The organism is Candidatus Limnocylindrales bacterium (assembly GCA_035559535.1).
GTDB lineage: Bacteria > Moduliflexota > Moduliflexia > Moduliflexales > JAUQPW01 > JAUQPW01.
The window spans coordinates 151,485-168,746 of the sequence record DATMBG010000036.1; the positions used below are offsets into that span (position 1 = coordinate 151,485).

The 17,262-nt window shown below is 45.4% G+C and carries 8 protein-coding genes; 1 reads left to right on the top strand and 7 read right to left on the bottom strand.

Annotation, left to right across the window (positions count from 1 at the left end; genetic code table 11):
* Positions 1–8: 8 nt before the first annotated feature.
* Positions 9–3,548, bottom strand: coding sequence for an XrtA/PEP-CTERM system TPR-repeat protein PrsT (gene prsT / locus VNM22_12560; protein ID HWP47988.1), 3,540 nt, complete (start codon positions 3,546–3,548; stop codon positions 9–11).
* A gap of 789 nt (positions 3,549–4,337) precedes the next feature.
* Between prsT and VNM22_12565 the strand changes: the two genes are divergently transcribed.
* Positions 4,338–5,054 (top strand): PEP-CTERM sorting domain-containing protein, encoded by a 717-nt coding sequence (locus tag VNM22_12565; protein HWP47989.1) that lies wholly within the window; start codon positions 4,338–4,340, stop codon positions 5,052–5,054.
* Between the two features lie 1,104 nt (positions 5,055–6,158).
* Here the strand turns inward: VNM22_12565 and VNM22_12570 are convergent.
* From VNM22_12570 to VNM22_12595, 6 genes are all read right to left on the bottom strand, one after another.
* Positions 6,159–7,034, bottom strand: a complete 876-nt coding sequence (locus VNM22_12570) for a polysaccharide biosynthesis/export family protein (GenBank protein HWP47990.1) — start codon at positions 7,032–7,034, stop codon at positions 6,159–6,161.
* 71 nt (positions 7,035–7,105) lie between these two features.
* Positions 7,106–8,314: a glycosyltransferase family 4 protein gene (locus VNM22_12575; GenBank protein HWP47991.1), complete on the bottom strand. Its 1,209-nt coding sequence runs from the start codon at positions 8,312–8,314 to the stop codon at positions 7,106–7,108.
* Entirely contained in the window at positions 8,301–9,671 is a 1,371-nt protein-coding gene (gene prsR, locus VNM22_12580; protein ID HWP47992.1) for a PEP-CTERM-box response regulator transcription factor, read from the bottom strand. Before prsR ends, VNM22_12575 begins: the two co-directional genes overlap by 14 nt.
* A 225-nt stretch (positions 9,672–9,896) precedes the next feature.
* Positions 9,897–11,993, bottom strand: a complete 2,097-nt coding sequence (gene prsK / locus VNM22_12585) for an XrtA/PEP-CTERM system histidine kinase PrsK (GenBank protein HWP47993.1) — start codon at positions 11,991–11,993, stop codon at positions 9,897–9,899.
* A 566-nt stretch (positions 11,994–12,559) separates the two neighbouring features.
* A complete protein-coding gene (locus VNM22_12590) occupies positions 12,560–14,017 on the bottom strand; it encodes a glycosyltransferase (GenBank protein ID HWP47994.1) in 1,458 nt (485 codons plus the stop codon).
* A gap of 326 nt (positions 14,018–14,343) precedes the next feature.
* The coding region (locus VNM22_12595; GenBank protein HWP47995.1) for an FG-GAP-like repeat-containing protein at positions 14,344–17,262 on the bottom strand (2,919 nt) is incomplete at its 5' end.

The following is a 17,262-nucleotide window of genomic DNA, read 5'->3' on the forward strand; positions in this document are numbered from 1 at the left end:
CCACACTCTTACTTGGATTCCAACTCCGCAATCAACTTCTTAGCTTCTTCCTTCTCCGGGAAATCCTGAGATAAACTCAGGGATTTTTTCAGCATCTGAAGGGCCTCGTCTTTTTTTCCCAGTTTGGAATAGGCCAACCCCAGGTGGTAATGAATGGTTGGGTGTTGGGGAGAAAGCTGAACGGCTTCTGCCAAAACTTTAGCCGCTTCCTCGTAATTCCCTTTCTGGTAATAAATCCATCCCAGAGTATCAGCCACATCTCCCGATTTCGGTGCCAGGGTCCTGGCCTTTTGGGCAAAACGAAGGGCTTCATCAATATTCTGTTTACTTTCGGCATATAACCAGGCCAGATTATTCAGAGCCGGGACCGAATTGGGGTCTATACCCAGTGCTCGAGAATAGGCTTCAATGGCTCGATCCCTGTTTTTAGCTTTTTCATGGGCCTGACCCAGGGCCACATAAGCCGCTGCATACTTTGGATTCAATTCGATCACCTTCTCAAACTGTGGGATGGCCTGGGCGGTATCATTCTGTTCCATGTAGATACCACCTAAATTAAAATATGCTGCCGCTGCCTTAGGGTCGAGCTCAATGGCCTTTTTAAAATTTGAGGCCGCTTTGGTATAATCTTTCTGTTGACGATAAACCTCTCCCAGGAGGTTATAACCGATGGGATTTTTTGGATCCATGGAGATAACATCTTGAGCAGTCTGAGTAGCTTTTGCTATATTATTTTGAGATAAATAAGCACGAATCAAGAGTACCTTCGTTTCGAGCTGCTTGGGATCTTTTTTCAGGGATTCTTCCAATTCTTTTACGGCCTGATCGTATTTTTTGAGGGCCAGATAGGCGGAAGCCAGTAGATTGTAGCCTATACTAGATTCCGGGATCCGCCTCTTCAGATCTTCAAAAGCTACGGCCGCACTTTCATAATCCCCCTTTGCAGCGTACGAGCGTCCTAACATCTCGTACACCGGAGGTTGATCCGGATAAAGTTTAACGGCTTCCCGTGCTGTTTTAACAGCTTCATCCACATCTCCCTTCCGAAGATAAGCCTGAATCAGAAGGATATAACTCTGTAAGGATTTGCCTTCTTGAGCTGCCGCTCGATATTGCTGGATAGCCTCATCACTTTTACCTTCTGTTTCTTTGAGCTTTCCCAACTCCACCCGGGCCAGGGTCTGGGTAACCTCGGAGCCTTTCCCCAATAGATCTTCATATTGTTTGGCGGCTTTGTCTGTTTCTTTCAGGGTTACATAAAGACGGGCTAAATTAAGTTGGACTTCGGTGGAATCAGGGTTAACTTCCAGAACCTTTTCAAAGGCTTGCTGGGCGGATGCAAAATCCTTTGAAAGGATATAAGCCATTCCCAGCAAATTTAAAAGACTCACATCTTCCGGCTTATCTTTAAGCTCCTCCTGAGCTTTTTTAATTGCCTCTTCATACTTCTGCTGGGCCAGCAATAATTGAAGGGCAATTAAGGGTTGGTTGGGATTCAGCTCCAGAGATTTTTTATAAGCCGATATGGCTTCATCCCGCCTGCCTAACCGCAGATAAGTTTCTCCCAGGCGGTTATACCCCACAGGAAGCTCGGGCAGCAAACGAACCATTTCGTTAAATTCGGCAAGGGCACGGGGGTAGTCTTGCTGAAGGGCATAAGCCAGCCCCAGAATTTCATGGGCCCCGGGGGGTGGCGAAACTGGATGCATGTTGATCACTTCTTGGGCCGCCCGCATTGCCTCCTCTAAACGACCTTTCTTCAGATAGAGTTGTCCTAATAACAATAAAACTCCTTCTGATTTATTTTTCTGAACGGCGGCTTCATATTTTTTCAAGGCGTCTTCCCATTTTCCTTTTTCTTCCAGAAGTTGCCCTAAGGCAACAAGGGCAAACTGGTTAGAAGGATCCTGGTCCAGGATTTGCTGATATTGCTCGAGAGCTTTTTCCTTTTCTCCATTCCGAATGTAAACATTAGCCAGATTCAATCGGGCGGAAACGAACTGGGGGCTGATCTCTAGGGCTTTTTCAAATTGCTCTTTGGCCTGTCCTAACTCGTTTTTTCCTAAATAAGAAAGACCCTTCAAGTTAAACAGAACTACATTTTTGGGATCTATCCGGAGGCCGTTTTCACACTCAACCAGGGCTTTATCAAAAGCTTTCTGATCCAGGTAGGCCAGGATCAAGGCAATCCGAGTTCCGGTTTGATCCGGATCGATTTTTAAAGCCGATTGATACTGTTGGACGGCTTCTTCCGGCTTGCCGGTTCGAAGATAATACGTTCCCAGGTTGGTGTAGGTGGTAACCAGATTCGGATCGATTTCCCGGGCTTTATTAAACTGCTGCAGGCTTTTATCAAATTGTCCTTTACCCAAATAAGCCCTTCCAAGAAGATTATAGGCCATGGCATTGGAAGGTTCCAATTTGACCAGTTCTTCTCCGTGTCGAATGGCCTCATCAAACCAATTGTTCTCCAGGTTAAGAACGGTGAGTAGAAAACGCGCAGATGTGACCTTGGGATTTAAACTGAGAACCTGCTCCATCTCTTCAATGGCCTGTTGGGGGTTACCTTTGGCATAATGGGCAAAACCCAGAAAATAATGCGCACCAATATGTTTGGAATTAATCTTTAAAGCTTGCTGTAATTCTGGAACTGCCGCATCCACTTTGCCCTGCTGGGTAAGAACCGCTCCCTTGAAATAATACCCCTCTGCGGAGGCGGGGTAGAGTTTTTTCAATTGCTCACTGAGTCGAAGAACCTCTTCATAATTTTTTTGATCCAGGTAAATACCTGCCAGCTTAACCCGGGCAGAGAATTGTTGAAAATCCAACTGCAAAACCTGCTTATACCTGGCTATCGCCTCGTCAAACTGCTTTTGCTGTAAATAAAGATCTCCCAGGGCGTATAACCCTTGTAGATCCTTATCCTCGATTTTTAAAGCTTCTTCAAATTCTTGTTTTGCTTTTTCTAGATTATTGTCTATGGCATAAATTCGACCCAGATTAACATGGGCCGAGACGAGTTGAGGGTTCAACTGGAGGGCTTTCTCAAAATAGGCTTTGGCTGATTTAAAATCCTCTCTCCCTGCCGAGATGATTCCGAGAACATCTAAAGCTTCTGCATTTTCTTTTTGAGAATCCTTGCTGAGAATCTTCTCGGCTTTTTCATAATCTCCCTGAAGAGCATAGGCTCTGGCCAGATAAATCGAGGCCTCCTCTGATGATAGGCCCGATTCCAGGGACTTCTCTATCTCCTGAACAGCCGTCCCGGCATCCCCCTTTTTTAAATAGACTTTTCCGAGTTGATAACGGGCTTCGGCATATTTAGGGTCTATCTTAACCGCATTCTTAAACTCGATAACGGCGGTATTCAAATCCTTTTTAGTCAGGTAATCTATACCTTTCTGATAATGCTCTCGTTTTTTAACCTCGGGATCTCCTGTACAGCCTATCAGTAATACCTTACAAAGAAGCAGAATAACAAAACTTTTCGGTAAATCCGGGATCCCGCGGAGGTACCCAGAGTCCCTTACTTTTTCGTCCAAAATCATAATAAACTCCTTCCGAATGGGAAGATCTGTCCGATCCTCAGGCAAATCCTGACCTTCCCCGGTTAATTGATTTGATGGAAGATGAATGTAAAATTTTATATTAAAATAACCAGGATTCGGGTCGGAAACAAGTTCTATTTCTTCTGGCTTTATCCAGTCGTTCAGATGTAAAAGATATCGACGCTTAAAAGACGGGAATTTTTACCTGAAAAAGGCTTTTGGTAGAATAAACCCTTTTTTTTTAAAAGCTTATCCAGAAAAGGCTAAAATTAAGGGCTCTAAAAAAAATGTAAAGAAACTCGACAACCCTCCCAAGTTACTTTTGTAAAAGATTTCCTGAAAAGCCCGAACTATTTCCTTTTTTAAGGTTTAATCTGAGATTAATAAAAAGGAGAACATAAAAAGGCGTCCAAAAATTTGTAAAAAAAATCGACGATGGGGATTTTAAAAGAAATAGCTTTTTCTGAATCTTAAAAGTAAGAAGCGAGAGGTGAAATTCCAGATCTATAAGGGTTTGGAACGAATAAGATACGAATTGAGACCCCCGGTTCCCGGCGGATCCCCTTTCTGAAGATTCCTTGGGGTTATACTGCTTCAAAGTCTTAAATTTTATAGACCTGTCGGAGAATCCCATGGTATTTCCTCTACTTATCTCCATAAAGTTTGCTCCTGGCATATGAGATGCATAATACATAATAGCAGTTAGTAAGACGAACTAAATTAACAGGCAGTCCTTCACACAAGAAGAAAAATAAATCTTCGTTGAGATCTAGTGAGGAGGAATAACCCATGAGAAATTTCATGAAAGTACCCATTTTAACAGAACGATTTTTCTTAGGAATTATTGGTCTTGGTTTGGTTTTAAGTTTGCTGGTTTTTGCAACCCCCGTACAGGCTACCACGCTTGATTTTAATATCGCACCTCCCACGCCGGGGACTATCTCCTATGGTGGTGGTTCGAGTTCCCTGGTGGGAACAGGGATTGAGGTAGACACCATAACGGGTTTAGGGACTCCGGCGAATAACAACGTCACGGTCACCTGTGTAAGTTGTACCCTGACTTTCACAACCGGTTCATCTACCGGTCCTTTGACCTGGAGTGGTGGGACTATTACGGTCACAGGAGGTGTGGATTTCAATGGTGGAGGTATTGGTCCAGGAGATATTCCTACCGGGACCACACTATTAACAGGAACGTTTCAAACTGTCTCTGTAATCCCGTTTCCAGGAGGTTTCAATATTGCTGCTTCTGGATTTACGGATACGAAAGATCCTACCTTAACGGGTTTTTATGGTTTGGATCCCAGTATTCCGTTCTATAGTGGAAATTTCAACATTAGTTTTAATACCTTATCTACGGTAACACCGGGTAATGCCTTTACCAGTACCCAGGTTCTCAGTGGCGATATTACCAACATTCCGGTTCCTGAACCGGGTTCGTTGCTCCTTCTAGGTTCTGGTTTAGCAGGTTTTGGAGCCTGGAGATTGAAAAGATCTAAGAAATAGAAGGTTAAAAAGATAAAGGGTCGATAGAGATTCTGAATTTCTATCGGCCCTTTATCTTTTTAAATCTTACCTTAGGCCCTCCCCCTCGGCCCCTTCCCCACGCTGTGGGAGATAGGAACAGGCCGCTCCCACCCCTACACCCTTCGCCCATAGCATGCTTCGCTTTACCCCTATCTTTTTAATTCAGAACTTCATTCGGTTTAAAGCCCTGAAAGGGCGTCTTCCTATACCTGGAGCATCGGCCCATGACATGAAGTTAAAACTACATAGCACAACCCAAGGGTTTTGAGCTCCGTTAGCAGCGTTCAGTTTATAGCCCAACGTAACCTCTTTCAAACTCCCCAAGCTCTGTCCAGAGCGGTCTGTGAAACAGGACGCCCCTCCCCCATCCTGACCCTCCCCGTTCACGGGGCTAACCATTACCCATATTTTTTCATTTCGAGGGATTGATAGCGGGCTCAGCTAGCCTGTTGGTTGAATAGCAAATATTGTCAACCGGGACGGTTGGCCTGCCCTTTGCGTATTCGGGGTCATTGAAAGGTATGGTAGGCCAAGCGTCTCGCTTGTCCTGGTCAACCGGGACGGTTAACCTACCCCTATTGTCAACCGGGACGGTTAACCTACCGGACTAACCGTTTTGAGCCCCATCCCCCCAAATCAAAAAATGTGGGTAAAGATAAGGTTCACGGGGAGGGAGAGGGAGCTTTTAGGGGTAGGTTTTTTCTAACCTAACCCCCTTCCTGCGCCGGGAAGGGGGAACTTGGGGATAACCTGAGTCCCAACTCTCCCCTTCTTTACGAGGGAAGGGGAGTCGGAGGGGTTAGGCCCAAAAAACCTGCCCTTGTAAGGGGAGAGAGAGGGTTGGGAAGGAGAGCAGAACGGTAAGGAATGCGACATTTTTATGTAGAATGGGTATAAGCCTACGACGCGGGAGAGGATGAGTTGGAGGGGAGGGCAGAACCATTCTTTCAAAACTGTGGGAGAGGGGAACAGTCTACCTCCACCCTTACACCCCTCTCCCGCAGCGTGGGAGAGGGGTTGGGGGTGAGGGGGAATTACACAGAAACTTTACAAGGTAGTAAATGCTGAAAGTAGGCGTATATTCTAAAAAAAGCTTTTAGGAACCACAATGAGATCTCCCGGTTGAAGCAGGATATTTTTTGAAATATCCCCTTTTAAGATATCTTTAACTTTCACTTTAATTTCCTCAACCTTATCCCCCTTCCTTCGAACTACTTTAACCTTATTACCGCTGGCATAGTCTGTAAGCCCTCCGGCCTGCAGTATAACATCTAAAATTTTTAATCCTTCCCGATAGGGAACGGTTTGAGGGGCTTTGACTTCTCCGACAATCTGAACCGAGGGCCCTACGACGATAGCTCCGGTAGGACTGCCGGGGATTCCGGGATTTACGGGACCTATGGCAATCGGGGGGATGAAGATGGTGTCATTGGGTTCAACTATGATATTTTGGCTCATGTCTCCTTTCATGACCAAAGCATACATATCAACAGGAAGCCTTTGATTGTTTCGGATAATATAAGCATCCTTCAAATTAGCATTCTGATCAAGGCCCAATTGAAGCAGGACCCGAAGGAGTGGGGTTGGACCTTGCAGGCTGACAATGGTTGATTTGACGCCTCCCCCCAGAACAGAAATCTTATAATTTTTGGCATCCTTTACGATAACCGTTACGTCGGGATATTGGATATACTTTTCGAGTTCTTTAGTCAGATATTCTTTCAGACTACTGGCCGTGAAGCCGCTGGCCTGAATATCTCCCAAAAGAGGAAACGTGATTTTACCATCGGGACGAATGGTGAAATCCCGGCTCAGGTCCGGGTTACGTCGGACGATCACTTCAATGATATCTCCCTCTCCAAGGACATATTCATCTGCAGCACAAACCCAAAAATTATCCGAAAAAACAGCCAAGAAGATTGTGGCAAATAAAACAACCAATTTGATCCAGTTTTTCATAACAATTACCTTTAGTAAACCAGAAAACCCCTTTTATTTAAAACGGAGGTTTCTGGTCTTTTTATTTAACCTCATCTTGATTTTGAAACCGATTCAAAAACTTCCAGGACCTTCCCGGCTACACCCTGCCAGGTATTTTGACGGGCGTAGGCAACCATCTTTTCGGAATCCCATTCGGTTTTTAATCCCTGTTCAATCTTTGCAGCAAGGGCTTCCACACTCCGTTCCTCTACGAGAAGCCCGTAATCGGGTGAGCAAATGACCTCGGGAGTGCCCCAGACCCGTGTGGCGATAACAGGGACCCCACAAGCGAGAGATTCAAAACAAACGTTTGGCCAGCCTTCCCGTGAACTTGCTAAACAGAACAGATCTGCAGCACTGTACCAGATACGAAGTTCATCGGGTGGTTTAGGACCGGCAAGCAGAACATGGTTTTCAAGTCCCTGTCGGATAGTCCTTTCCTCAAGATATTTTCTGAAATCCCCTTCATGGGTATTACCTCCTACGATAACCAGCAAAAGATCTTCCTCTCCTTTTTTGATTAATTCCTTCATGGCATCTATCAGCAAATGAAACCCTTTCCGTTCACACAGATGCCCTACCGAGAGAATAATTCTCCTATCCAGGGGTAGATTTGCTACCTTTCTTGCTTCCTGCTTATTCACCGGGAAGAATCTAAACAAATCCACGCCGTTGGGGATAACCGTTATCTTCTCTTTCGGAATACCTAACTGGATAGAGGCTTCCTTAAGGGCCTGGCAGACGGCGATAATCCGGCCTGCTTTTAACAGGGTTTTTTGAATAAGCCGACGGCGTAGAGGGTACCGGGGCAGGAGATTAATATCACTTCCTCTGATGGTTATGGTATAAGGTTTGTTAAAGGCACGGGCCAGCAAATAACCTGCGTATCCATCCGGGTACGCATAATGTGCATCGATCAGATCAAAGGGGAAACGGCGTTGTAATTTCTTGATCGTACCATAGGCCCCCAGGAAGATCCAGAGTCCGTCAAGTATTTTTCCCACCTCCGGGAAAAGGAAAAAACGGGGATGGCTCACGTGCAGGTTTTCCATCCACTCCTCCCGTTGGACCTGGGAATAGGGATAGTACTGCTTCATGAAAGGAAAAGGTGGAAACCAGGGGACCGGTGCCACAACCTTTAATTCACACAATTTCGCCACTTCCTTCATCCGGGCCTTAACAAAAAGCCCATGTAGAGGAAAACAATGATTAGGAAAAAGGGTTGTAAAGGTAAGGATTTTCAAGTTATTTGAACTCATCGGCGTTGATTCCATATCGTTTTAACAGGTCGTGAAAAGTGGGTCGACTGACCTCTATCTCTCGAGCTGCCTGGGTGATATTCCCTTTATTTCGCCGTAATGCCTGAATAATCAGGTCCCTTTCTGCTCGCTCCCGGACTTCTTGCAGGGTTAAAATAGAGCTGGTTCCCGTGCTGAGGTCAAGGTCCTGAGGCAGGATGACTTTATCTTGAGCCATGATAATCGCGCGTTTTATCTTATTCTCTAATTCCCGTATGTTTCCAGGCCACTCATACTCCAACATGGCCCGCATCGCTTCCTTTGAAAACCCTCGAATTGCCTTCTTATGCTCCTGGCTAAATTTATTCAAAAAATGGGTCGCCAGCAAAATAATATCATCTCCGCGCTCCCGTAACGGAGGAAGAGTTATGGAGACTTCACTCAGGCGATAGTACAGATCCTCTCGAAAGTTTCCTCGCTCCACTTCCTTCTTCAAATCTCTATTCGTCGCTGCCAGCACCCGAATATCCAGTTTAATGGGCTGTCTTCCTCCAACCCGTTCGATCTCCCGCTCCTGCAAAAACCGTAACAGCTTTACCTGCAAAAGAGGGGACAACTCCCCAATCTCATCTAAAAAAACGGTTCCCCCATCGGCCACTTCAAGCTTCCCTTTCCGTGTCGTATACGCTCCTGTAAATGCCCCCTTCTCATAACCAAATAACTCACTCTCCAGCAAATTCTCAGGAATCGCCCCACAATTAATCGTTATAAAAGCCTTCCCACGCCTTAAACTCTGATAATGGATCGCCCGGGCTACTAACTCCTTCCCCGTCCCACTCTCCCCATAAATCAGGACCGTTACATTCGTCGGTGCCACCCGCTTCAATAATCCAAACATCTCCCGTATCTGTTCACAGTTGCCCAGAATGTCTTCAAACTTGCTCTCCCCTTCCACCTTCCGCTGCAACGCCAAATTCTCTTGCTCTAATCTCTGCACATGAAACGCTCGCCGGATAATCACCTTTAACTCTTCCACATTGATCGGTTTCTGATAGTAATCATGGGCCCCCATCTTGATGGCTTTGAGGGCATTTTCTTTGGATTCGTTGCTGGTCACGATGATAACCTTCGTCTGAGGGCTCATCTCTACGGCCTTTTGCAGCAACTCCAGACCCTCTTCACCACCCGGAGAGGGAGATAATCCCAGATCCAGCAGGAGGATGTGGGGTTTTTCGGTTTTTAAGAGTTTCAGGGCGATGTCTTCATTTTCGGCCAGCAGGACGTGATATTCCTCGGAAAGGGCCCATTTGATCTGTTTCCGGATGGGTTCTTCGTCATCTACGACTAAGATTCTGGCTTTTTCTTGATCTGTTAGCATAGCTTAAAGAATTGTTTCCACTTTGAGACGCGGAGTTTCGGGACATGGGGGCGCGGAGACAGAATTTCCCCTGTTTCCGTGTCCCATTGTCTCCCAGTCCTAAAGTCCCCGCGTCCCCCCATGTCCCCGCATCCCCATGTCTCAGATATGGCCCTTCGTGGATAAATAAAATCAATAACTTACAATAACTTAACTTACGAGAAAATGCAAAAGTATCGTATTTTTTTACTTCGGGAGTTTTATTGTAAAGGTACTTCCTTTTCCCTCTTCACTTTCTACTTCGATCTTTCCTCCATGGGCCTCTATAATGGTTTTACATTGATACAATCCGATTCCCAAACCATTTTTCTTGGTTGTTTTAAAAGGCTTGAAAAGAGAGTTTTCTATAAACTCTCGAGACATCCCACGGCCATTATCTGATACTGCTAGGGTAATCCATCCATCTTCACAGGAGGTTCTTACCCGGATCTCACCTTTTTCTTCTATAGCCCCTGCTGCATTCAATAACAGGTTCATCAGGACATTCTGGATCTGCTCAGAATCCACTTTTATCTGGGGAACTACCCCCAAGTCTTTAACAACCGTAACTTTTTTATAGCTACTTAACTGAAATTTAGAAATAATCTCCTCGACCAGTTGATTAAGGTTCTCCTCTTTAAATTCTAACTTCAACTTATCGGGCGTCGCCGAGAGCTTGGTGGTCAGATCCCGCATTTTTGAAACCAGATCCGACATCATCTTGAGTACATCCTGTTGAAATTCTGGATCCCGCATACGCTGGTCGGTGGCATTTTGAAGAACCAGAGAGAGCATATAAATATAATTTTTGATATCATGAATGACGAAGGAAGAAAGTCGATGAAAAGTTTCCATTTGCTTTGCAGCAATGGATTCTTGAGACAACTTCGCAATAAGGATATTGCTGGCAACTTGATTGGCGATAGTCTTGAGAAGTTCATAGTCTGCGTAGGTATAAGTTCCGGTGGTTAGCTCCTTACTTAAGGTCATCAAACCGACCAGGGTTTGTCCACTTATCAAAGGCAGACAAACGGTTGCCTTCGTTTCTTTGAAAAAATCCTTATTTTCTTCATAAATAGCAGAAAGTCTTGGATCCTTATCCAGGTCTTGAGTGCTTATCAAAGCCCCTGTGTCCTTGAAATAACGGATGAGGCTGTTATTTCCTTTTATCTTTATAGAGGTTTCTGAGATGTTCATGCCTTTGGCCAGATAGAATTCATTTTTCTCCTCATCATAGAGCCAGAGGGTGATATAATTTACCCATATGGTTTTGGCCAGGAGATCGATAATAGCCGGGAGAAGTTCCTTCAAGGATATTTTGGAACTAAGCCCTTCGGTAAATTCCGACCACTTTTCCCGGTAGTCATATTTGTTTTTATAAAAATTTTGACTGATATAAAGTTTAACTTTTCGTCGAACATTTTCCGATAGCAAAACTATTACCAAAATTAAAGTTGTGATAAAGGTAAATAAAACAGGTAAAGAAACGCTTTCTCTCCCGCCAATATATCGCATAAGTTGGCCGGCGAGTCCCAGTATCAAGAGATAGACACCGACGATTGAAACGGCTAAGGAACGGTAAACAACTTGCCTGGAGACGAAGACGTCTACATCCAGAAGTCTATGTCGGACAAGGGAGAAGGCAATCAGAACCGTAGAGATAAAGATAACGCCCGAGATGGCCGGAAGAAAACCCAGGTTGAGTATCGAGAAAAGGAGGTACTGGCTACTCAGGTAGATGAAAAAAGCAAAGATCGCTCCAACTCCTACGGCGGTATATTTAATTTTCCACCTATTCACCGCAGTTGAAGCACGAAGGGTACTTTCTAAATTTACCAGAATGCTTAGAGAAGTAAGCAGGAAGAAAATGTAAAAATAATACCCAACTCGACCCAGGAAAAGAAATTCTCCAGGGGATTGTTCCGGGAGGGCCCAGACAAATCCATCAGACCAGATAAAAGCAAGAAAAGTGAAAGTGATAAGATACACTCCCAGAATAACCCACTTCCATTTGGTCAGGAGTTGGGGATAATTACTCCTGGAAAAAGTTAGACTAAAAAGCAACCAGTTAGGAGCCGCAAGGCTTTCTCCAACCAAAGCCAGCCGTTTCCAGAAAAGCACTGAAGCCATCGACGAGGAAACAGAGACCATTAAATTCCCGAATTCTATAATAGCTAAGGCCAGCATCCCAAAGGAAAAGCTTCGGTTGACGATATGCTTAGAATTTCTGGAAAATACAAATAAAGCCAGCCCTATACAGGTTATAAGACTGAATGTAGAGAAAATAAGCCCGATAGATGACATATCTAACCCTTTGAGGTAAATTAACTTACTGCACGATTCTGTTTTTTTAGCCGGTTATAAATGGGTTTTGTTTAGGATTGAATTGATTATTAGTTTTTTAACTTTCTCATAAAGCTTCTATTTTTGCAAGTAAAAAATCACCATCGTAACTGTAACAATTTCTTATGAAAATCGCCTTACGATTTTCACGCTTTGTGGCGACCCAACGGGTCATGACTGTTTAGTAAGTGGAAAAAACACCCCCCTGGCCCCCCTCCAGGAGGGACTTCAGCAGCAGCAACCCTACGTCAGTCCCTCCTGGAGGGGGGCCAGGGGGGTGTTCAGACAGAAAAAAGTGACATCTACTGAATTGTTACAGTTACATCACCATCTGAATTTGGATCGACTGGGTTCTGAGCCTGTGGAAGAGAGAATCTTTCGGGGTTAGCAGCGAAGAATTCACCCTTCGACCCAGCCCAGGGTGAGACAGGAGGTCCCCTTCGAGATAAAAAAGATACCCCGGAAAGTCCTCTAGAGAAAGTCAGCAGGTATTCAGTAGGTTAAGTATCCCGCTTGATATAAAAAAGCTATTCTTTACGATCCGGGACTTTCTCGAAGATGGCGATAAGTGAGAGAGGTGGAAGTGGAAGCCAGGATTCCATTCTTCTGAACAGTGGGACCAGGAGATTTAACATTTTGATTTGTCCGAATCCGAAGGTTTTTTGTGGCAAGACCTGACCGTTTAGCCACCATCCGATCACACCGGCTCGATTGAATTCCAACACTTCCTGGACGTGGAAACCGGCCTTTATTCCCACAGAGATCAATTGTTCTTTGGTGTATCGCCGGTAGTGTCCCAGAACCCGGTCTAAACTTCCGTAGAGGTTGGGTCCTTGTGGAACCAGAACGATGGCCCGTCCTTTATCTTCTAAGACATTTCGGATGTTTTGTAAGGCAGCAACATCGTCCTTTACATGTTCAATAACGTTGAGACAGATGACTGTATCAAACTGTTGACCTTTGGGAAAGGAACCCGGATCGGTCACATCTGTGAAGGTGACGTGAAGATAGGGTCGAGTGGAACAGAGTTTACGAAGACTGTCTAAATACAGCGGATTAACATCAGTTGCCCAATAGACTGGCTGAGGGGTCAGATTTAGCGTTATATTCCCGATTCCGGCTCCGATTTCCAGAACTCGTTTCCCGATGTAGGGTCGTACCGTATCTGCCATCCAGCGTGTGAATCTTGGAGCCCGGTTCAGGCGAGCCAGAATTTCACTTCCATATTTATCTGCCGTATAGATTTGATCGGAAACCGCGTATTTGAGGATAGCTCCAAGCGCCAATAGTCCATCTTTCCAGTTGATCTTTTTGCCTTCCTGATAAGTTCGACCCGAGTAACTGATAGGGACCTCGAAGATACGGGCCCCCCGTTTCGCCAATTTGATGGTTATTTCAGGTTCTATGCGAAAGTCACAACTCTCCAGGGGGATACTCTTTAGAAGCGAGGTTCGGACCATTTTGTAACATGTTTCCATGTCTGTAATGTTGAGATCACAGACCAGGTCACAGAGGAAGGTAAGGAGACTATTCCCCAGAGCATGGCGGAAGAAGAGGACCCGCTTAAATTCACCGGCTAAAAAACGGGATCCGAAAACTGCATCTGCATCTTCCTCTAAAAATAGAGGAATCATTTTCAATAAATCCCGGGGATGATACTCCAGATCTGCATCATGGATCACCACCAGTTCGGTATCTACATACTCAAGACCGGTTCGGATGGCAGCTCCTTTTCCCTGGTTTTCTTCATGATGGAGGAATATCCATTCGAATTTAGGGCTCCAGGGATTTGCTTCCCAGGACTTTTGGAATTGTTTTAGCGAAGCTTCCGTTTGATCGGTGGAGTAATCGTCAACCACGATCACCTTGATCCGGCTTAATAGGGGTGACTCACCGAGTACCTGAAGGCGGTTGAGACTTGCCTGAACCAGGTACTGCTCATTGTATACAGGTACGATAATGGAGAGGGTCGTACTGGTTGCCATACATTCTCCTCTTTTTTAATGAAGGGCTATGAGAATCTTTGGGATTAATACCTTTCGACTTATTACCAAACCAATCGCTTCGCTCCTGCCATTATCGGCGATGACAGGCCGGAGTATCCTTTTCAACTTGGAAAGGTATTACTCTACCCTCATTCAGGGGCTTTTATTGTAAAGACTTCCTGAAAGCCTATGGAAGAAATATAAGAGTTTTAGGAATAGAGCGTCAACCAGAATTTTGAGTTGGCGAAGAATTTAGGAAGGTTTTTAAAGCCCCCGAGGCTTTCAGAACCTCGGGGGAAGGGGTGGAAGTTTTTGGGCAGGAACCTTTACCTTATTCCGGTAAAGTTTACGACCATATCCGTCATTAAATCGGCTAAAGGCTGAGTTCTAGGATTAAACAGGTACCTTTCTTTAGATGGCGTCAGGGTATAGTCCCCACCCTGGGTCAGACCTTCAAACCTATAGTTTCCATATCTATCGGTTTGAGTGGTCTTAACTTGCGTTCCACTGAGGGTTATACTAACCCCTTTGATAGCTCTACCCAGCATGTCTTTTACCTGGCCTGAGATGGTCACAGACTTTAAGGTAAAGGTTGTATTTGAAGCTGGAACTGGTGCAGGGGTGAGGGTGGAAGCCAGCTTATTGAAAAGGATGTGCCAGCTTCCATCTTTGGGTCGCCAAACTGCTATATCGGCCTTCTTATCCCCATCATAATCTCTAGGTACCGGAATATCTTGGGATAGCCCATAGGGTGTTATTTTAATTCCGCCGGTGGATAAGAGAATGTACCAGGTTCCCGTACTGGGGCGCCAAACCGCCATATCGGCCCTTCCATCCCCATCATAATCTGCAGGTACCGGAATATCTCCGTTCTGTCCCCATATCACTCTTATTATATCTCCTCCATGGGACGGTATGACAGCCCATCCACCTGTAGAAGGTCTAAAGATAGCCATATCGGCAATTCCGTCTCCATCATAGTCACCTGGAACTGGAATATCTGAAGAACTTCCAAATTTCTGGATCAGGGATTTACCTGAGGATCTCAAAATGTACCAGGTTCCCTGGGAAGGTCGGAAAACTGCAAAATCCGCTCTTCCATCCCCATCATAATCTTCAGGTACCGGTTTATCGCCAGATGTTCCCCAGGTTTGGATGATAGGATTACCGGTGCTAAGGGCTACATACCAATTTCCTTCCGTGGATCTCCATCCGGCAACATCCGCTTTTTTATCTCCATCGTAATCTTCAGGTACCGGTTTATCGCCAGATGTTCCCCAGGTCAGGGAAAGCTCATTGGAGTCAGAAGCTGGCGTTGGAATCGGCGTTGGAGTCGAAGCAGGTTTAGGAGTCGGGGTTGGGGTCGCAGTTGGAACAGATTTAGGCTTCTCAATTGGGGTTGCAGTCGGCTTAGGTGTGGGCGTTGGAGTTGAAGCAGGTTTAGGAGTCGGCGTCGGGGTCGGTGTCGAACTAGAAACAGGAGTTGGAGATGGAGGAACAGTCCCTAATACGGTTGGTGAACCACCATTTTCAAAAATAGCATAGGTATATTGCAATTCGCCTTTATTATAGCCGAGATAGAAATTACCTGATGAGGAGTCGAAGATCGTATCGATGAAATGCCCAACTTGAGTATCACTTGCAGCCCGTTTTACGGGTTCTCCGTAAATACCTTTTGTACCACGATTAAAGAAGTATTTTGCCCGGTCGTAGAGTGTACGATCACCGGTATATTTATATCCACGCACTAATATATTCACCAGAGATTCTGTATAGACAGGATCCCAGAATGTAACCGGCGTTTGTGCAGAATATTTTTGCCAGGATTGACCATTTTTTACTCCAAACCAGCTTGAGGTATATTGATAGACCGGATCAAGTCCATATTTATCAACGAACCGTGCCATGGCGATCATGCGATTCCTAAGTTCCGCTCGCCCTGTGGTTCGATAGGCGTGCTCGAAGGCTTCACCTAATATACCAAGTGAAAATGAAGACTGCATCCGCACACCGCTGGCATAGGTACCTGCTCCTGCCACATAATCCGTCTGCCAATCTCCTACAAAATACATACCGTAATTAGAGTCCCAATCAGGGGATTGTAACCAAAGATCGATGAGCTTATCACGTAAATCGATCCAACGTTGTTTTTTGGTAACCTCTGCAAGACGGGTGATAAGGAGTAAATGCCGTGCAGGTTGCCGGGCCCCATAGTATGACATACTAAATTGTCCTGGCACCGGATAATTGTTGTTGACTCTCTTACTCCAGATGGCTTCAATATCTGCACCAATACTTTCTGCTGTAGTCAGTGCCTTTGTATCACCTGTATATTCGTACCAGGCAAGTAATCCCCATCCATAGGCATGATCCAACCCAAACGCATCACGATCATAACAATAGGTTGTATAATAATCACCTGGACACGTTAACATCACATTCTCAAAATAATTCGCCCAGGCAGTTGCCCGATCTAAATATCCTTTTTGCCCGGTGCGACGATACATCATGAGGTAGGTCCATAAATCATCTCCCTCCGTCTCTCCATGAATATCCGGGTCACTCACAACATAAGTAGAGTCTGAAGGGAAGTTCGGCTCCTGGGAAGTATTCCAGGTCCATCCCCATGATCGGTAAGTGTTTTTCTCATCCTGTAGTGACGGCATAAGAACTCCGCCTATCTGGGTTGATCCAGAAGAGGGTGGTGGAGTAGAAGAAGGAGTAGAGGTAGGAGTAGGAGTTGGGGTGGGAAGAACTGTAGCTGTAAGGGTCATAAAGGTCTGGTCGGTGGACACTGCCAGGTTCCCTGCGGCATCAGCAGAACTTACCCGATAGTGGTAAAGGGTGTTAGCATTGAGGCCGGAGAGGGTAACCGAGTGGCTGGTCAGGAGTGTGGAGTTGAGAGGAGTAGAATTTCCATAGCTGGTGGTAGGCCCATATTCTACTTTCGTGGTAGAAGGAGTATTTGTGGTCCATGAAATGGTAGCTGAATTTGCGGTAATGGAGGAAACGAGGATATTCGAGATTATGGGAGCCGATGTAGAAGGAGTACCCCCTCCATAGCGGTAAGCCCAGGTACGTCTACCTGAAGCAGAATCTGCAAGAAAAATAAATACGTTATCTACCGGATCATAATCCAGTGCATGAAAAGCCAAAGTACCCACAGAACTCCCAGCAGGTTGGGTTTGCATAATTCGACTTGCCCAGGTCTTGGTAAGGGGATTGTAGGCATAGAAGACTCCGTT